Source organism: Modestobacter sp. SSW1-42 (genome assembly GCF_046635825.1).
In the GTDB taxonomy this organism is placed as follows: Bacteria; Actinomycetota; Actinomycetes; order Mycobacteriales; family Geodermatophilaceae; genus Modestobacter.
Window position 1 is genome coordinate 519,920 of the sequence record NZ_JBISCA010000002.1, and the last position, 18,595, is coordinate 538,514.

Sequence of the window (18,595 nt, forward strand, 5' to 3'; positions counted from 1 at the left end):
GGTCAACCGCGCCGCGAGCGACGGTCGTCCTTGATGTGCCCACGGAAGGTGCGCGTGGGCGCGAACTCGCCGAGCTTGTGCCCGACCATCGCCTCGGTGACGAACACCGGGACGTGCTTGCGGCCGTCGTGCACGGCGATCGTGTGCCCGAGCATGTCGGGGATGATCGTCGAACGCCGCGACCAGGTGCGGATGACGTTCTTGGTGCCCTTGTCGTTCTGGACGTCCACCTTGGCGAGCAGGTGGTCGTCGACGAACGGGCCCTTCTTCAGGCTGCGTGGCATGTCTGTCGGCTCCTCTACCCGCTCAGCGCTTCTTGTTGGTGCGCCGGCGGCGCACGATCAGGGCATCACTGGCCTTGCGCTTGCGCGTGCGGCCCTCCGGCTTGCCCTTCGGGTTGACCGGGTGCCGGCCACCGGAGGTCTTGCCCTCACCACCACCGTGCGGGTGGTCGACGGGGTTCATCGCGACACCGCGGACGGTCGGGCGCTTGCCCTTCCACCGCATGCGGCCGGCCTTGCCCCAGTTGATGTTCGACTGCTCGGCGTTGCCGACCTCACCGATGGTGGCGCGGCAGCGGACGTCGACGTTGCGGATCTCACCGGAGGGCATGCGCAGCTGCGCGAATCGACCCTCACGGGCGACCAGCTGGACGCTCGTGCCGGCCGAACGGGCGATCTTCGCGCCGCCACCGGGCCGCAGCTCGATGGCGTGGATGACCGTGCCGACCGGGATGTTGCGCAGCGGCAGGTTGTTGCCCGGCTTGATGTCGGCCGCGGGGCCGCACTCGACGGTGTCGCCCTGCTTCAGCTTCGCCGGGGCGATGATGTAGCGCTTCTCCCCGTCGGCGAAGTGCAGCAGCGCGATGCGCGAGGTGCGGTTCGGGTCGTACTCGATGTGCGCGACCTTGGCCGGCACGCCGTCCTTGTCCGCCCGGCGGAAGTCGATCAGCCGGTAGGCGCGCTTGTGCCCGCCGCCCTGGTGCCGAGCCGTCACACGTCCGTGGACGTTGCGACCGCCCCGACCGTGCAGCGGCCGGACCAGCGACTTCTCGGGGTGGTCGCGGGTGACCTCGGCGAAGTCGGCGACCGACGAGCCGCGGCGGCCCGGCGTCGTCGGCTTGTACTTACGGATGGCCATGGTTCCTCAGAGTCCTCTGGTCCGATCGGTGGTCCGGGGCCGTCAGGCGCCCGGGCCCCCGAAGAGCTCGATGCGGTCGCCGGGGGCCACGGAGACGATGGCGCGCTTGGTGTCCTTGCGCTTGCCCATCAGAGCGCCCTTGGAGCGCTTCCTCTTCCCCTGACGGTTGATCGTGTTGACGGCGAGGACCTTCACGTTGAAGACCTGCTGCACAGCGATCTTGATCTGGGTCTTGTTGGCGTCGGGACGCACGATGAACGTGTACTTGTTCTCGTCGAGGAGCCCGTAGCTCTTCTCGGAGATCACCGGGGACAGCAGGACGTCCCGGGGGTCGCGGACGCTCATGCCTTCTCCTCAGTGTCATCGGTGCTGACGTCGGCCCGAGCGGCCTCGGCCGGCGTGGTCACGTCGGCGACCGGCACGGTGGTGGTCGCCTGGGCGACCGGCGTGGGGTCGACCGGGGACTCCCCCAGGTCGAGGTCCGTGGTGCCCTCGCCCTCGATGGAGGGGATGGCACCCGGGATGCTCGGCGTGGTCAGGTCGGGCAGCTCCACGGAGGCACCGTCCTTGCCACCCCGGGCCGGCCCGGAGACGAACTCGGCCAGTGCGACCTCGGTGAAGACGACCTCGTCGGCCACCAGCACGTCGTAGGTGTTGAGCTGACCGGCCTCGATCAGGTGCACGCGGGGGACGTTGCGCAGGCTGACCCAGTTCAGGACGTCCTCGCGGTCGAGGACGACCAGCACGCGCTTGGCGGTGCTGATGGAGTCCAGGACCTTCAGCGCGGCCTTGGTCGACGGGGCGTCGCCCTCGACGAAGGCGGTGACCACGTGCACGCGGTCCTCGCGGGCCCGGTCGGAGAGGGCACCGCGCAGCGCGGCGGCCTTCATCTTCTTGGGCGTGCGCTGGTCGTAGTCGCGCGGCTTGGGGCCGTGCGAGATGCCACCGCCGGAGAACTGCGGCGCCCGCAACGAGCCCTGACGGGCGCGGCCGGTGCCCTTCTGCCGGTACGGCTTGGCACCGGTGCCGCTGACCTCGGCGCGGGTCTTGGTCGAGTGCGTGCCCTGGCGGGCCGCGGCCAGCTGGGCCACGACGACCTGGTGCATGAGGGAGACGTTGGCGTTGGCATCGAAGAGCGCACCGGGGAGCGTGACGCTCCCGGAGGTCTCCCCCGCCGGCGTGCGGACCGGGACCTGACGGTCGGTCCGCGCCTGCGCCTTGGACTCGGCGATCGACTGGCTCACTTGGTGTCACTCCCCACGGGCCCGCCCTTGACCGCAGAGCGGACGAGGAGGAGCCCACCACGCGGACCGGGGACGGCGCCCTTGATGAGCACCAGCCCGTTCTCCGCATCGACCTTGTGGACCTTCAGCGACTGGGTGGTCGTGGTGACGTGACCCATGCGCCCGGCCATGCGCACGCCCTTGAAGACGCGACCCGGGGTCGAGGCCCCGCCGATCGAGCCCGGCGCGCGGTGCTTGCGGTGCGTGCCGTGTCCGGCGCCCAGGCCCTTGAACCCGTGGCGCTTCATGACACCGGCAGTTCCCTTGCCCTTGCTGGTACCGGTGACGTCGACCTTGGTGACGTCGGAGAGGACCTCGACGGTCAGCTCCTGGCCCACCGTGTAGTCGGAGGCGTCCTCGGTGCGCAGCTCGACCAGGTGCCGTCGCGGCGTGACGCCCGCCTTGGCGAAGTGCCCACCCTCGGGCTTGTTCACCTTGCGGGGGTCGATCGCGCCGAAGCCGAGCTGGACGGCGGAGTAGCCGTCCTTCTCAGGCGTGCGGACCTGCGTGACCACGCACGGGCCCGCCTTGACGACGGTCACCGGCACGATGCGGTTGTTCTCGTCGAAGACCTGGGTCATCCCCAGCTTCTCGCCGAGGAGACCACGGAATGTGCTCGCCATGTCTGGAAACAGCCCTTACTGGATGTTGACGTCGACGGAGGCCGGCAGGTCGATGCGCATGAGCGCGTCGACCGTCTTCGGCGTCGGGTCGAGGATGTCGATGAGCCGCTTGTGCGTACGCATCTCGAAGTGCTCGCGCGAGTCCTTGTACTTGTGCGGCGAGCGGATGACGCAGTACACGTTCTTCTCCGTCGGCAGCGGCACGGGGCCGACGACGCGCGCACCGGTCTTCGTCACCGTCTCGACGATGCGACGAGCCGAGGCATCGATCGCCTCGTGGTCGTAGGCCTTCAGCCGGATGCGGATCTTCTGTCCCGCCATCGGTTGTCTTCGCTCCTGCCGATCGGTTGTGAAAGTTCGTGTGGGTCTGCTGACCCTGGGTCGGGTGTCCCGACCCGGCTGACGGGCGGCGGCCGGTCCGGCCGCCGCCCGTCAGGGTGTCACTTGTTGATCTTGACGACCCGGCCGGCGCCGACGGTGCGGCCACCCTCACGGATGGCGAAACGCAGGCCCTCCTCCATGGCGATCGGCTGGATCAGCTCGACCGACATCTCGGTGTTGTCACCGGGCATGACCATCTCGGTGCCGGCGGGCAGGGTCACCACGCCGGTCACGTCCGTGGTCCGGAAGTAGAACTGGGGACGGTAGTTGTTGAAGAACGGCGTGTGACGGCCGCCCTCGTCCTTCGAGAGGATGTAGACGGAGCCCTCGAAGTTCGTGTGCGGGGTGATCGAACCCGGCTTCACGACGACCTGGCCGCGCTCGACGTCCTCGCGCTTGATGCCGCGCAGGAGCAGCCCGACGTTGTCGCCGGCCTGGCCCTGGTCGAGCAGCTTGCGGAACATCTCGACGCCGGTGACCGTGGTCTTGGTCGAGGTCGGGCGGATGCCGACGATCTCGATCTCCTCGGACACCTTGACGATGCCGCGCTCCACGCGACCGGTGACGACGGTGCCGCGACCAGTGATGGTGAAGACGTCCTCGACGGGCATGAGGAACGGCTTGTCGATCTCACGCTCGGGCTCGGGGATCGCCGAGTCGACGGCGTTCATGAGCTCCATGAGCTTGTCGCCCCACTCGGCGTCGCCCTCGAGGGCCTTCAGCGCGGAGACGCGGACCACGGGGACGTCGTCGCCCGGGAACTCGTACTCGCTGAGGAGCTCACGGACCTCCAGCTCGACGAGCTCGAGGATCTCCTCGTCGTCGACCATGTCGGACTTGTTGAGCGCCACGACGATGTAGGGGACACCGACCTGGCGGGCCAGGAGCACGTGCTCCTTGGTCTGCGGCATCGGGCCGTCGGTGGCCGCGACCACCAGGATGGCGCCGTCCATCTGCGCCGCACCGGTGATCATGTTCTTGATGTAGTCGGCGTGCCCGGGGCAGTCGACGTGCGCGTAGTGGCGGTTCTCGGTCTGGTACTCGACGTGAGCGATCGAGATCGTGATGCCGCGGGCCTTCTCCTCGGGCGCCTTGTCGATCTGGTCGAACGCAGACGCCTCGTTGAGGTCCGGGTACTTGTCGTGCAGGACCTTGGTGATCGCCGCGGTCAGCGTCGTCTTGCCGTGGTCGATGTGCCCGATGGTGCCGATGTTGACGTGCGGCTTGGTCCGCTCGAACTTGGCCTTGGCCACTGGGATCCTCTCTCCGTGTCTTCGCAGTCGTGCGCGTGTCTGGGGGTGCGGGCGGTACTACCGGCCGCGGGTCGTCAGACCCGCGGCCGGCGGGGGGTCATTCGCCTGTCGCCTTGGCGATGATCTCCTTGGCGACGTTGGCAGGAACCTCAGCGTAGGTGTCGAACACCATGGTGTAGCTCGCCCGTCCCTGGGTGCGGCTGCGCAGGTCGCCCACGTAGCCGAACATCTCCGACAGCGGGACCAGTGCCTTGACGACTCGGGCGCCGGAGCGCTCCTCCATCGCCTGGATGGTGCCGCGGCGGGAGTTCAGGTCGCCGATGACGTCGCCCATGTTGTCCTCGGGCGTGACGACCTCGACCGCCATGAGCGGCTCCAGCAGGGCCGGGCTGGCCTTGCGTGCCGCCTCCTTGAAGGCGATCGAACCGGCGATCTTGAAGGCCATCTCCGAGGAGTCGACCTCGTGGTACTGGCCGTCGAGCAGGGAGGCCTTGACGCCCACCATCGGGTAGCCGGCGAGCACGCCGTACTGCATGGCGTCCTGCATGCCCTGGTCGACCGAGGGGATGTACTCCTTCGGGATGCGACCACCCGTGACCTTGTTCTCGAACTCGTAGGTCGCCGAGTCGGCGCTCATCTCGAGCGGCTCGATGGCGATCTGCACCTTCGCGAACTGGCCGGAGCCACCCGTCTGCTTCTTGTGCGTGTAGTCGTAGCGCTCGACGGCCTTGCGGATCGTCTCGCGGTAGGCCACCTGCGGCTTGCCGACGTTCGCCTCGACGTTGAACTCACGCCGCATGCGGTCGACCAGGATCTCCAGGTGCAGCTCGCCCATGCCGGAGATGACCGTCTGACCGGTCTCCTCGTCGAGGCGGACCTGGAACGTCGGGTCCTCCTCGGCCAGCTTCTGGATGGCCGTGCCCAGCTTCTCCTGGTCGCTCTTGGTCTTCGGCTCGATGGCCACCGAGATGACCGGGGCCGGGAAGGTCATCGACTCGAGGATGACCGGCTTCTGCGGGTCGCAGAGCGTGTCGCCCGTGGTCGTGCCCTTCAGACCGTTGACGGCGACGATCTCGCCGGCACCCACGCCGGCGCGCTCCTCGCGCTTGTTGGCGTGCATCTGGTAGATCTTGCCGACCCGCTCCTTGCGGTCCTTGGTGCTGTTCAGCACCGGGGAGCCCGCGTCGAGCTTGCCCGAGTAGACCCGGACGTAGGTCAGCTTGCCGAGGTGCTGGTCGGTCTGGATCTTGAAGGCCAGCGCCGAGAACGGCTCGTCCTCGTCGGCGTGCCGCAGGACCTCGGTCTCGCCGTCGAGCGCGGTGCCGACGATGGCCTCGATGTCCAGCGGGCTGGGCAGGTAGTCCACGACGGCGTCGAGCAGGGGCTGGACGCCCTTGTTCTTGAACGCGGTGCCGGTGAGGACCGGGTTCACCTGGCCGGCGATGGTGGCCTTGCGGATGGCGGCCTTGAGCCGGTCCGTGGCGATCTCCTCGCCACCCAGGTAGTCCTCCATCAGCGAGTCGTCGAAGTCCGCGATGTTCTCGAGGAGCTTCTCGCGGTACTCGGCGGCCTGGTCGGCCAGCTCGGCGGGGATGTCCTCGACGGCGTAGTCCTCGCCCATCTTGGTCTCACCGCGCCAGGTGAGGGCCTTCATCTGGACCAGGTCGACGACGCCGATGAAGTCGGCCTCGGCACCGATCGGGAGCTGCAGGACCAGCGCGTTGGCGTTGAGCCGCTCCACCATCATGTCGACGCAGCGGAAGAAGTCCGCGCCGGTGCGGTCGAGCTTGTTGACGAAGCACATGCGCGGGACGCTGTACTTCTCCGCCTGCCGCCAGACCTGCTCGGTCTGCGGCTCGACACCGGCGACACCGTCGTAGACCGCGACCGCACCGTCGAGCACGCGCAGGGACCGCTCCACCTCGACGGTGAAGTCGACGTGCCCCGGGGTGTCGATGATGTTGATGTCGTGACCGTTCCAGGTGCACTTCGTCGCGGCCGACGTGATGGTGATGCCGCGCTCCTGCTCCTGCTCCATCCAGTCCATCGTGGCAGCGCCGTCGTGGACTTCACCGATCTTGTAGTTGATACCGGTGTAGAAGAGGATCCGCTCGGTCGTCGTCGTCTTGCCGGCGTCGATGTGCGCCATGATCCCGATGTTGCGGGTCTTGGCGAGTTGGGCCTGGTTCTGGGCCATTACGTCACTCCTCTTCTTTCTCGTCCGTGCACGGTGTCCGGGGGTCGCCCGTGATCACCGCGGGCAGCGGCTGCTGATGGACCGTCGTCACCAGCGGTAGTGCGCGAAGGCCTTGTTCGACTCGGCCATCTTGTGGGTGTCCTCGCGACGCTTCACCGCGGCACCGAGGCCGTTGCTGGCGTCCAGGAGCTCGTTCATGAGCCGCTCGGTCATCGTCTTCTCGCGACGGGCGCGGCTGTACTGGATGAGCCAGCGCAGGCCGAGCGTCGTGCTGCGGGAGGGACGGACCTCGATCGGCACCTGGTAGGTGGCGCCACCGACACGGCGGCTGCGGACCTCCAGGGCGGGCTTGACGTTGTCCAGCGCGCGCTTGAGCACCACGACCGGGTCGGTGTCGCCCTTGGCGCGGACGCCCTCGAGGGCGCCGTAGACGATCGCCTCGGCGACCGAGCGCTTGCCGTCGATCAGCACCTTGTTCACCAGCTGGGTCACCAGCGGCGACTGGTACACCGGGTCGGCGACGAGCGGGCGCTTCGGCGCGGGGCCCTTGCGAGGCATTAGCTCTTCTCCTTCTTCGCGCCGTACTTGCTGCGCGCCTGCTTGCGGCCACGGACGCCCTGGGTGTCCAGCGAGCCGCGGATGATCTTGTAACGAACGCCGGGGAGGTCCTTCACGCGACCACCGCGCACGAGCACCATCGAGTGCTCCTGCAGGTTGTGCCCGACACCCGGGATGTACGCGGTCACCTCGACGCCACTGGTGAGCCGGACGCGGGCGACCTTGCGCAGCGCGGAGTTCGGCTTCTTCGGGGTCGTCGTGTAGACGCGGGTGCACACCCCGCGGCGCTGAGGAGAGCTCTTCAACGCCGGGGTCTTGGTCTTCTCGACCTTGTCCTCGCGGCCCTTGCGGACCAGCTGGTTGATCGTGGGCATGGGTGGCCTGGATCTCCTACCTGCGCTGGGTCGTGCTGTGGATGTGATGCGGTGCTCGATGCGTGCCCGGTCTCCCGGCCGTTCGGGGCCGGCTGACCCGTCGTCCGGCCCCCGCGGTCGGGCGTGTCGCCCTTCCCGGGAACCGGCCGACTGACTCGACCGGACTCCGCACTCCTCGTCCGGCACCGGCCACCCCGCTTCGCAGCGGCCCCGCCGTCAGGCGGGAGGTGACCCCCGGCGGTCTGTCGATCCGGGGACCGACGGACGCTCAGGTGCACGACGAACAGGAGCAGGCCCAGTCATCCTGGGCACAGCTGACCACAGTACCCGGCCCCTTCGACCCGGTCAAAGCCGGGTCGACATGTGGGCCGTGCCGCAGGGTCGCTGCTCTGCCCGGTGCCAACCGCCGGTGACGGTGGCCCATTCCCGGCGCCCCCGGGCAGGCGCGAGGCCTGCCCGGGACCGTACACCCGACGGGCCGGCACGTCCCGGATCCGGCGCCCGGCCCGGCACGGTCCCACCACGCCCGCCGGCCGCTCGCGTCGCTCCTGTCGGTGGTCGGCCCTACGGTCGGTCGCGAACCGCTCACGTCCCGCTGCTGCCCGGAGGTACCTCGTGCTCCCCGACTCCGCCCGTGAACTCAAGGCACGACTGTCCCGGCGCCTCAGCGAGACACCACCCGGCGGGGTGGTCGCCAGCTCCGTCGGCGGCGCGACCGGCTGGAGCGGCGTCGCCCTGGGCCTGCGCCCGGTGGCACCGGACCAGGTGCACCTGGCGATCCGGCTCATCGACCAGCGGGACGCCGAGGTCGTCCTTGCTGGGCTGGGCGAGGCCGCGCTGGAGGAGGTCGACGTCCGGGTCATCGGGCCGGTGCACCTGTTGTCGTCCCCGGCGGACCCTGCTTCCCCGGACCGGCTGCAGCGCCGGGTCCGGCCGTTGCGCCCGGGGCTGTCGGTCAGCCACGAGGACGTCACCGCCGGCACGCTGGGCGGCTTCGTGCGCCGTCCGGGCACCGACGGCCTGCTGGTGCTCAGCAACAGCCACGTGCTGGCCGACAGCGGCGCGGCCGCACCCGGCGACGCGGTGCGACAGCCCGGCGTGGCCGACGGGGGCACGCCGGCCGACCGCATCGGCAGCCTCGCGGACTTCGTTGCCTTCACCGACGAGCCCGGCAACCTGGTCGACGCCGCGGTCGCCGCCCTGGACGCGGACGTCACCGCCGACCCGACCGCGTACCCCGGCGGGGCGCTGCGGGCCCAGGTGGCCGCTCCTGACGACGTCGACCCCGACGAGCTGGTGGAGAAGGTGGGGCGCACGACCGGCCACACCCGGGGCCGGGTCACCGCCGTGGAGGTCGACGGGGTGGGCGTGCAGTACGACGAGGGCGTGTACACGTTCGACGACCAGATCGAGATCGAGGGGCTCACCGGTGGGTTCAGCGCCGGCGGGGACAGCGGGTCGGTCATCTGGCGCAGCCGCGACCGGGCGCCGCTGGGTCTGTTGTTCGCCGGCTCGACCGTGGGCGGCAGCGCGGGGGGCGGCGTCACCTTCGCCAACCCGCTGGCGACCGTGCTCCACCGGCTGGGGGTCGACTGGTACGCCGGCTGACCCCTGCGGGCGGCCGCGACGACGACGGACCTGGGCAGGGAGCCTCCGCGGGGGCACCATGGGGGCATGACCGACCGCGCCTCCGCCCGGGCCGCCAAGAGCACGCTGGCCGCCCGGTTGTCGGCCGACCCCGCCGTCGCCGGTGTCGGGCTGGCGCGCCAGGACGCCGACTACGTCGTCCGGGTGGACCTGACCGAGGCCGACGCCGACGGCCGGGTGCCGCGGGACGTCGACGGCGTCCGCGTCGTCACCCACGTCGTGGGCACCGTCCGCGCCCTGTAGGCGCTCCGCTCCCCCGCCGCCGGACCGGTGCGGGAGCCGGGCGCCCGTTAGCCTCCGGCCATGCGGATCGGGATCCAGGCCAGCTACGCCGGGGACTTCAGCCAGACGGCGGAGGAGGTCCGCGACCTCGAGGTTGCCGGTCTCGACGTCGTCAGCGTGGCGGAGGTCTACACCTTCGACGCGGTGAGCCAGCTGGGCTACCTGGCCGCGGTGACCGAGCGGGTGGAGCTGATGAGCGGCATCCTGCCGATCTACAGCCGCACCCCGGCCCTGATGGCGATGACCGCGGCCGGCCTGGACCACGTCTCCGGCGGCCGCTTCACCCTGGGGCTCGGCGCCTCGGGCCCGCAGGTGGTCGAGGGCTGGCACGGGGTCCCCTACGACGCCCCGCTGCAGCGCACCCGCGAGATCGTCGAGATCTGCCGCCAGGTGTGGCGCCGGGAGCGACTGGTCCACGAGGGCCCCAAGTACAACGTGCCCCTGCCCGCCGACCAGGGCACCGGGTTGGGCAAGCCGCTGAAGCTGATCAACACCCCGGTGCGCGAGCGGGTACCGGTGCTGCTCGCCGCGCTGGGGCCGAAGAACGTCGAGCTGGCCGCCGAGATCGCCGAGGGCTGGGAGCCGATCCTCTTCCACCCCGAGCGGGCGGCCGAGGTCTGGGGCGCCCCGCTGGCCGCCGGCCGGGCCCGGCGCGACCCGGCGCTGGGCGACCTGGACGTGGTCGTCGGCGTGCCGGTGGCCGTCGGCGAGGACGTCGACCACCTCGTCGACGCGGTGCGCCCGGGGATCGCCCTCTACGTGGGCGGCATGGGCGCCAAGGGCCGCAACTTCTACAACGACCTGGCCCGCCGGTACGGCTACGGGGCCGAGGCGGAGACCATCCAGGACCTGTACCTGGCCGGCCGGACGGCGGAGGCGGCTGCGGCGGTGCCCGAGGAGCTGGTCCGGGCGACGTCCCTCATCGGCCCGGAGTCACACGTCGCCGAGCGGGTCGCCGCCTTCGCCGACGCCGGCGTCACCACCCTCGTGCTCCAGCCGCTGGACGACAGCCGGGCAGGACGTCTGCGCACCGTCGAGACCATGCGCCGCCTGGCGGGCTGACCCGCCGACGGCCCCGTGGACCCCGGTCGTTGCGTCACGTGACGGCCGGAGACGCAGAGAGGGCCCCGCCGACGCGCGTCGACGGGGCCCTCTCTCACTCACTCAGCGCGTCAGCGCCAGTCGTACTCCTCGAGCCGGACTGCCTCGCCCGTGCCCTGACCGAAGACGTCGGGGCTGTAGTACTGCCCGTCGTCGTAGCCGGCCATGGTGTAGACCGCGGCCCGCGCCTCCTCGGTCGGCTCGACCGTGATGTTGCGGTAGCGGCTGATCCCGGTACCGGCCGGGATCAGCTTGCCGATGATCACGTTCTCCTTGAGCCCGAGCAGGCTGTCGCTCTTGCCCTGGATCGCGGCGTCGGTGAGCACCTTGGTCGTCTCCTGGAAGGAGGCGGCCGACAGCCACGACTCCGTCGCCAGCGACGCCTTGGTGATCCCCATCAGGACCGGACGCGCCGAGGCCGGCTCGCCACCCTCGGAGACGACCCGACGGTTCTCGGTCTCGAACAGGGTCCGCTCGACCAGCGCACCGGGCAGGAACTCCGTCGCGCCCGAGTCGATGATGGTCACCCGCTTCAGCATCTGGCGGATGATCACCTCGATGTGCTTGTCGTGGATCGACACACCCTGGCTGCGGTAGACCTCCTGGACCTCGCGGACGAGGTGCAGCTGCACCTCGCGCGGGCCCATGATCCGCAGGACCTCGTGCGGGTCGACGGCACCCTCGGTCAGCTGCTCGCCGACCTCGACGTGACCGCCGTCCTCCACGCGGAGCCGCGAACGGCGCGACATCTTCTCGTAGACGACCTCGTCGGAGCCGTCGTCCGGGGTGATGGTGAGCTTGCGGAACTGCTCGCCGTCCTCGATCCGGACGGTGCCGGCGAGCTCGGCGATCGGGGCCTTGCCCTTGGGGACACGGGCCTCGAAGAGCTCGACCACACGCGGCAGACCGTGCGTGATGTCGGCACCGGCCACACCACCGGTGTGGAAGGTGCGCATCGTCAGCTGCGTGCCGGGCTCGCCGATCGACTGGGCGGCGATGATGCCGACCGCCTCGCCGACGTCCACCAGCTTGCCGGAGGCCAGCGACCGCCCGTAGCAGGTGGCGCAGGTGCCCAGCAGCGACTCACAGGTGAGCACGCAGCGGACCTTGACCTCGGCGACACCGGCGTCGACCAGCTGGGCGATGAGGACGTCGCCCAGGTCGGCGTTGGCCGGCGCGATGAGCGTGCCGTCCTCGGCGACCACGTCGGCGGCCAGCGCACGTGCGTACACGCTGGTCTCGACGTGCGCGTCCCGGGTGACCTTGCCGTCGACCAGGGTGCCGATCGGCATGATCACGCCGCGCTCGGTGCCGCAGTCCTCCTCGCGGATGATGACGTCCTGCGAGACGTCGACCAGCCGGCGGGTGAGGTAACCGGAGTCAGCGGTGCGCAGCGCGGTGTCGGCCAGGCCCTTGCGGGCGCCGTGCGTGGAGATGAAGTACTCCAGCACCGACAGACCCTCCCGGAAGTTCGCCTTGATCGGCCGCGGGATGATCTCGCCCTTCGGGTTGGCCACCAGGCCACGCATGCCGGCGATCTGGCTGATCTGCATCATGTTGCCTCGGGCACCCGAGTTGACCATGACCCAGACCGGGTTGGTGGTCGGGAAGTTGTCGACCATCGCCTGGCTGACCTCGGCCCGCGCGCGGGTCCAGATCTCGATGAGCTCGGAACGACGCTCGGCGTCGGTGATGACGCCGCGCTCGTACTGGCGCTCGATCTTGCGGGCCTCGTCCTCGTGACGCTCGAGGATGTCGGCCTTCACCGGCGGGGTGACGACGTCGTCGATGGCGATCGTGACGCCCGAGCGGGTCGCCCAGCGGAAGCCGGCCGACTTGAGGGCGTCCAGCGTCGCGGCCACCTGCACCTTGGGGTAGCGCTCGGCGAGGTCGTTGACGATCGCGCCCAGCGCCTTCTTCGGCACCTGGTAGTTGACGAAGGGGTAGTCCTCCGGCAGGGCCTCGTTGAACAGGACCCGGCCCAGGCTGGTCGAGATGAGCGCGGGCGTGCCCGGCTCCCAGCCCTCGGGGGCCTCCCACGCGTCGTTCGGGCCGTTGTCGACGCCGAAGACCTCGGGCAGGCGCATGGTGACCCGCTCCTGCAGGCCCAGCGTGCCCTGGTCGAACGCCATGATCGCCTCGGCGGTCGTGGAGTAGGACTTCGGACGCTCGCCCTCGGGCACCTCGACCGACGCCGACAGCGTGGTCAGGTGGTACAGACCCAGCACCATGTCCTGGGTCGGCGCGGTGATCGGGCGACCGTCGGCCGGGCTCAGGATGTTGTTGCTGGACAGCATGAGGATGCGGGCCTCGGCCTGCGCCTCGGCCGACAGCGGCAGGTGCACCGCCATCTGGTCGCCGTCGAAGTCCGCGTTGAACGCGGTGCAGACCAGCGGGTGGATCTGGATGGCCTTGCCCTCGACCAGCTGGGGCTCGAACGCCTGGATGCCCAGGCGGTGCAGCGTCGGTGCACGGTTCAGCAGCACCGGGTGCTCGGTGATGACCTCCTCGAGCACGTCCCAGACGACCGGCCGCGCGCGCTCCACCATCCGCTTGGCGGACTTGATGTTCTGCGCGTGGTTGAGGTCGACCAGCCGCTTCATGACGAAGGGCTTGAACAGCTCCAGGGCCATCTGCTTGGGCAGACCGCACTGGTGCAGCTTGAGCTGCGGGCCGACGACGATGACCGAACGGCCGGAGTAGTCGACGCGCTTGCCCAGCAGGTTCTGGCGGAACCGGCCCTGCTTGCCCTTGAGCAGGTCGCTCAGGGACTTCAGCGGGCGGTTGCCGGGACCGGTGACCGGGCGGCCGCGGCGACCGTTGTCGAACAGCGCGTCCACGGACTCCTGGAGCATCCGCTTCTCGTTGTTGACGATGATCTCCGGCGCACCCAGGTCGAGCAGGCGCTTGAGCCGGTTGTTGCGGTTGATCACCCGGCGGTACAGGTCGTTCATGTCGCTGGTGGCGAAGCGGCCACCGTCGAGCTGCACCATCGGGCGCAGGTCCGGCGGGATGACCGGGACGCAGTCCAGCACCATGCCCATGGGCGAGTTCTGGGTCTGCTGGAACGCCGCGACGACCTTCAGCCGCTTGAGCGCGCGCAGCTTGCGCTGGCCCTTGCCGCTGCGGATGGTCTCGCGGAGGGAGACGGCCTCGGCGTCCAGGTCGAAGCCGGCGAGCAGCTTCTGCAGCGCCGCGGCGCCCATGCCGCCCTCGAAGTACTCACCGAAGCGGTCGCGCAGCTCGCGGTAGAGGCCCTCGTCGGCGATGAGCTGCTTGACCTCGAGCTTGCGGAAGGTGTCCATCACCTCGTCGAGGCGGTCGATCTCCCGCTGGGCCCGGTCGCGCAGCTGGCGCATCTCGCGCTCGCCGCCCTCGCGCACCTTGCGGCGCACGTCGGACTTGGCGCCCTCGGCCTCGAGCTCGGCGAGGTCGGCCTCCAGCTTCTGCTGGCGGGCCTCCACGTCGGCGTCGCGACGCCCCTCGAGGTTGGACTTCTCGGCGCTGATCTCGGCCTCGACGGTCGGCAGGTCGCGGTGACGCGCCTCGTCGTCGACGGACGTGATCATGTACGCCGCGAAGTAGATGATCTTCTCGAGGTCCTTGGGGGCCAGGTCGAGCAGGTAGCCCAGCCGCGAGGGCACGCCCTTGAAGAACCAGATGTGGGTGACCGGGGCGGCCAGCTCGATGTGGCCCATCCGCTCACGACGCACCTTGGCGCGCGTGACCTCGACGCCGCAGCGCTCGCAGATGATGCCCTTGAAGCGCACGCGCTTGTACTTGCCGCAGTAGCACTCCCAGTCCCGGGTGGGACCGAAGATCTTCTCGCAGAAGAGACCGTCCTTCTCCGGGCGGAGGGTGCGGTAGTTGATGGTCTCGGGCTTCTTCACCTCGCCGTGCGACCACTGGCGGATGTCGTCTCCGCTGGCCAGGCCGATGCGCAGTTCGTCGAAGAAGTTGACGTCGAGCACTCTGTGACCCCCTTCAGGGGCTAGTTACTGCAATCTCTGCTGTTTGCCGGAGTCGCCGGCCGGCCCCGCTCGGGGCCGGCCGGCGGCCGATCAGACGTCCTCGACGGACGACGGCTCGCGGCGGCTGAGGTCGATGCCCAGCTCCTCCGCGGCCCGGAAGACCTCGTCGTCGGTGTCGCGCAGCTCGATCGCGTTGCCGTCGCTGGAGAGGACCTCCACGTTCAGGCAGAGCGACTGGAGCTCCTTGAGCAACACCTTGAACGACTCGGGGATGCCCGGCTCGGGGATGTTCTCGCCCTTGACGATGGCCTCGTACACCTTCACGCGGCCGAGGATGTCGTCGGACTTGATGGTGAGCAGCTCCTGCAGCGCGTACGCGGCGCCATAGGCCTGCATCGCCCAGCACTCCATCTCACCGAAGCGCTGGCCACCGAACTGCGCCTTACCACCCAGCGGCTGCTGCGTGATCATCGAGTACGGGCCGGTCGAACGGGCGTGGATCTTGTCGTCGACCAGGTGCAGCAGCTTCAGGATGTAGACGTAGCCCACGGCGATCGGCTCGGGGTAGGGCTCCCCGGACCGGCCGTCGAACAGCCGGGCCTTGCCGGTCTCCTTGACCATCCGCTCGCCGTCCCGGTTCGGGGTCGTCGAGCCGAGCAGGCCGATGAGCTCCTCCTCGCGGGCACCGTCGAACACCGGCGTGGCGGTCCGGGTGCCGGGAGCGGCCTGCCGTGCGGCGCCGGGGATCTTGGCGGCCCACTCCGGGGTGCCCTCGACCTGCCAGCCCTGCTTGGCGATCCACCCGAGGTGCATCTCCAGCACCTGGCCGACGTTCATCCGGCCGGGCACGCCCAGCGGGTTGAGCACGATGTCGACCGGGGTGCCGTCCTCCAGGAACGGCATGTCCTCCTGCGGGAGGATCTTGGAGATGACGCCCTTGTTGCCGTGGCGGCCGGCCAGCTTGTCGCCGTCGCTGATCTTGCGCATCTGGGCCACGTAGACCCGGATGAGCTCGTTCACGCCGGCGGGCAGCTCGTCGCCGTCCTCGCGGGAGAACACGCGGACGCCGATGACCTTGCCGGACTCACCGTGCTTGACCTTCAGCGACGTGTCGCGGACCTCGCGGGCCTTCTCACCGAAGATCGCGCGCAGCAGCCGCTCCTCGGGGGTCAGCTCGGTCTCGCCCTTGGGCGTGACCTTGCCGACGAGGATGTCGCCGGGGACGACCTCGGCACCGATCCGGATGATCCCGCGCTCGTCGAGGTCGGCGAGGACCTCCTCGGAGACGTTCGGGATGTCCCGGGTGATCTCCTCGGCGCCCAGCTTGGTGTCACGGGCGTCGACCTCGAACTCCTCGATGTGGATCGAGGACAGGACGTCGTCCTGCACGAGGCGCTGCGACAGGATGATCGCGTCCTCGTAGTTGTGGCCCTCCCAGGGCATGAAGGCGACGAGCAGGTTCTTGCCCAGCGCCATCTCGCCCTCGTCGGTGCAGGGACCGTCGGCGATGACCTGACCGGCCTCGACCCGCTGGCCCTCCTCGACCACCGGGTTCTGGTTGATCGAGGTGCCCTGGTTCGAGCGCTGGAACTTCAGCAGCCGGTAGGTCTGCCGGGTCCCGTCGTCGGCCATGACGGTGACGTAGTCGGCGGTGGAGTCCTCGACCACACCGGCCTTCTCGGCCACCACGACGTCACCGGCGTCGACGGCGGCGTGCAGCTCCATGCCGGTGCCGACCAGCGGGGCCTCGCTGCGCAGCAGCGGGACGGCCTGACGCTGCATGTTCGCGCCCATCAGGGCGCGGTTGGCGTCGTCGTGCTCGAGGAACGGGATCATCGCCGTCGCGACCGACGTCATCTGACGCGGCGAGACGTCCATGTAGTCGACGTTCTCCGGCGCGAGGTCGGTGGTCTCGCCGCCCTTGGTGCGGACCAGGACCAGGTCCTCGGCGAACCGGTTGTTGGCGTCCAGCGGCGAGTTGGCCTGGGCGACGACGAACCGGTCCTCCTCGTCCGCGGTGAGGTAGTCGATCTGGTCGGTGACGGTGCCGTTCTCGACCTTGCGGTACGGCGTCTCGATGAAGCCGAAGGGGTTCACCCGCGCGAAGGAGGACAGCGAGCCGATCAGGCCGATGTTCGGGCCCTCAGGGGTCTCGATCGGGCACATCCGGCCGTAGTGGCTGGGGTGCACGTCGCGGACCTCCATGCCGGCGCGCTCACGGGACAGACCACCCGGGCCCAGCGCCGACAGGCGGCGCTTGTGGGTCAGGCCCGCGAGCGGGTTGGTCTGGTCCATGAACTGCGACAGCTGGCTGGTGCCGAAGAACTCCTTGATGGAGGCGACGACCGGCCGGATGTTGATCAGGGTCTGCGGCGTGATCGCCTCGACGTCCTGGGTCGTCATCCGCTCGCGGACCACGCGCTCCATGCGGGAGAGGCCGACCCGGATCTGGTTCTGGATCAGCTCGCCCACGGTGCGCAGCCGGCGGTTGCCGAAGTGGTCGATGTCGTCGACGTCGAAGTCGGGCTCGCCGGCGTGCAGGCGGACCACGTACTCGATGGTGGCGACGATGTCGTCCTCGGTCAGCGTCGAGGTGCCCTGGGCGACCTCCACCTGGAGCTTCTTGTTCACCTTGTAGCGGCCGACCTTCGCGAGGTCGTAGCGCTTGGGGTTGAAGAAGAGGTTCTCCAGCAGCGCCTGCGCGGACTCACGCGTCGGCGGCTCGCCCGGGCGCAGCTTGCGGTAGATGTCCAGCAGCGCCTCGTCCTGGCCGGCGATGTGGTCCTTCTCCAGCGTGGCCAGCATCGTGGGCGACCACTGGAAGTGCTCGCGGATGCGGTCCTCGGTCCAGCCGAGGGCCTTGAGCAGCACGCTGACCGGCTGGCGGCGCTTGCGGTCGATGCGGACACCGACGGTGTCGCGCTTGTCGACGTCGAACTCCAGCCACGCACCGCGGCTGGGGATGACCTTGGCGCTGTAGACGTCCTTGTCCGACGTCTTGTCCAGGGTCTTGTCGAAGTAGACGCCCGGCGACCGGACCAGCTGGGAGACGACGACGCGCTCGGTGCCGTTGATGACGAACGTGCCCTTGCTCGTCATGACCGGGAAGTCGCCCATGAACACCGTCTGGCTCTTGATCTCGCCGGTGGTGTTGTTCATGAACTCGGCGGTGACGAACAGCGGCGCCGCGTAGGTCATGTCCTTGTCCTTGCACTCCTCGAGGGACGCCTTGACGTCCTCGAAGCGCGGGTTGGAGAAGGACAGCGACATGGACCCGCTGAAGTCCTCGATCGGGGAGATCTCCTCGAGGATCTCCGCGAGACCGCCGATCGCGTCGGCCTGCTCCTCGGGGGCGAGGGTGGCCTTCCACGCGGGGCTGCCGACCAGCCACTCGAAGGAGGCGGTCTGCAGGGCGAGCAGATCCGGCACCTCGAGGGGCTCGTGGATCTTGGCGAACGAGACGCGGAGCGGGGCGCCGGGGATCTTGACCTGGTCGGCGCCGCCGGTGCGGGGACCGGCCTGGACGTCGACCGGGGTGGTCTGGGTGGTGCCGGGATCGGTGCTGGTGCCGGGGGTGGTGCTGGTGGGGCGAGAGCCTGCCAAGATGCGTCCTTCCAAGGACCTCACGACGTGCGGGCGGGTGCTTTTCGTCCTGGGTCGTCGTCGGTATCGGCGGGGCTGACCGCTTCGGCTGGTACACCGTCGGGTGGGTCGGCGAGGTGACCGGGCGGACGCCGTCCGGATGGGCGGCGGACGTGGGCCGGACACCCCTGGTGACCCGGCTC

The 18,595-nt window shown here is 69.7% G+C and carries 15 protein-coding genes; 3 read left to right on the forward strand and 12 right to left on the reverse strand.

The features are described from left to right. Nucleotides 1-2: 2 nt before the first annotated feature. The 10 genes from rpsS to rpsL form a co-directional block, all read right to left on the reverse strand. Entirely contained in the window at nt 3-284 is a 282-nt protein-coding gene (gene rpsS / locus ACGBYP_RS07755; RefSeq protein ID WP_237496115.1) for a 30S ribosomal protein S19, read from the reverse strand. Nucleotides 285-306: 22 nt separating this feature from the next. Next, a complete protein-coding gene (gene rplB / locus ACGBYP_RS07760) occupies nt 307-1,140 on the reverse strand; it encodes a 50S ribosomal protein L2 (protein ID WP_036334274.1) in 834 nt (277 codons plus the stop codon). Between the two features lie 42 nt (nt 1,141-1,182). After that, the gene (gene rplW, locus ACGBYP_RS07765; protein ID WP_163612613.1) at nt 1,183-1,485 is read right to left on the reverse strand and encodes a 50S ribosomal protein L23; all 303 of its coding nucleotides are present in this window, start codon (nt 1,483-1,485) and stop codon (nt 1,183-1,185) included. Continuing rightward, nucleotides 1,482-2,384 carry a 50S ribosomal protein L4 gene (gene rplD / locus ACGBYP_RS07770; RefSeq protein WP_411582714.1) on the reverse strand — a complete coding sequence of 301 codons (903 nt, stop codon included), beginning with the start codon at nt 2,382-2,384 and terminating at the stop codon, nt 1,482-1,484. The genes rplW and rplD overlap by 4 nt, the downstream gene beginning before the upstream one ends. Then, the gene (gene rplC / locus ACGBYP_RS07775) at nt 2,381-3,046 is read right to left on the reverse strand and encodes a 50S ribosomal protein L3 (RefSeq protein WP_411582716.1); all 666 of its coding nucleotides are present in this window, start codon (nt 3,044-3,046) and stop codon (nt 2,381-2,383) included. The genes rplD and rplC overlap by 4 nt, the downstream gene beginning before the upstream one ends. Before the next feature lie 15 nt (nt 3,047-3,061). After that, nucleotides 3,062-3,367 (reverse strand): 30S ribosomal protein S10, encoded by a 306-nt coding sequence (gene rpsJ / locus ACGBYP_RS07780; protein ID WP_012950483.1) that lies wholly within the window; start codon nt 3,365-3,367, stop codon nt 3,062-3,064. A 119-nt stretch (nt 3,368-3,486) separates the two neighbouring features. Further along, the gene (gene tuf, locus ACGBYP_RS07785) at nt 3,487-4,680 is read right to left on the reverse strand and encodes an elongation factor Tu (protein ID WP_411582718.1); all 1,194 of its coding nucleotides are present in this window, start codon (nt 4,678-4,680) and stop codon (nt 3,487-3,489) included. A gap of 97 nt (nt 4,681-4,777) precedes the next feature. Further along, a complete protein-coding gene (fusA, locus tag ACGBYP_RS07790) occupies nt 4,778-6,877 on the reverse strand; it encodes an elongation factor G (protein WP_411582720.1) in 2,100 nt (699 codons plus the stop codon). Nucleotides 6,878-6,964: 87 nt separating this feature from the next. Further along, nucleotides 6,965-7,435: a 30S ribosomal protein S7 gene (gene rpsG / locus ACGBYP_RS07795; RefSeq protein ID WP_269174778.1), complete on the reverse strand. Its 471-nt coding sequence runs from the start codon at nt 7,433-7,435 to the stop codon at nt 6,965-6,967. After that, the gene (gene rpsL / locus ACGBYP_RS07800) at nt 7,435-7,809 is read right to left on the reverse strand and encodes a 30S ribosomal protein S12 (RefSeq protein ID WP_163612608.1); all 375 of its coding nucleotides are present in this window, start codon (nt 7,807-7,809) and stop codon (nt 7,435-7,437) included. The genes rpsG and rpsL overlap by 1 nt, the downstream gene beginning before the upstream one ends. Before the next feature lie 615 nt (nt 7,810-8,424). Between rpsL and ACGBYP_RS07805 the strand changes: the two genes are divergently transcribed. The 3 genes from ACGBYP_RS07805 (at nt 8,425) to ACGBYP_RS07815 (ending at nt 10,800) form a co-directional block, all read left to right on the forward strand. Further along, nucleotides 8,425-9,417, forward strand: a complete 993-nt coding sequence (locus ACGBYP_RS07805; RefSeq protein ID WP_411582723.1) for a hypothetical protein — start codon at nt 8,425-8,427, stop codon at nt 9,415-9,417. Nucleotides 9,418-9,483: 66 nt separating this feature from the next. Then, nucleotides 9,484-9,699, forward strand: coding sequence for a hypothetical protein (locus ACGBYP_RS07810; RefSeq protein WP_411582725.1), 216 nt, complete (start codon nt 9,484-9,486; stop codon nt 9,697-9,699). Between the two features lie 60 nt (nt 9,700-9,759). Continuing rightward, nucleotides 9,760-10,800 carry an LLM class F420-dependent oxidoreductase gene (locus ACGBYP_RS07815; protein WP_411582727.1) on the forward strand — a complete coding sequence of 347 codons (1,041 nt, stop codon included), beginning with the start codon at nt 9,760-9,762 and terminating at the stop codon, nt 10,798-10,800. Between the two features lie 110 nt (nt 10,801-10,910). Here ACGBYP_RS07815 and ACGBYP_RS07820 read toward each other — a convergent pair whose 3' ends face one another. After that, nucleotides 10,911-14,810, reverse strand: coding sequence for a DNA-directed RNA polymerase subunit beta' (locus ACGBYP_RS07820; protein ID WP_411582729.1), 3,900 nt, complete (start codon nt 14,808-14,810; stop codon nt 10,911-10,913). 90 nt (nt 14,811-14,900) lie between these two features. Then, nucleotides 14,901-18,293 (reverse strand): DNA-directed RNA polymerase subunit beta, encoded by a 3,393-nt coding sequence (gene rpoB, locus ACGBYP_RS07825; protein ID WP_411583690.1) that lies wholly within the window; start codon nt 18,291-18,293, stop codon nt 14,901-14,903. Between the last annotated feature and the right edge of the window lie 302 nt (nt 18,294-18,595).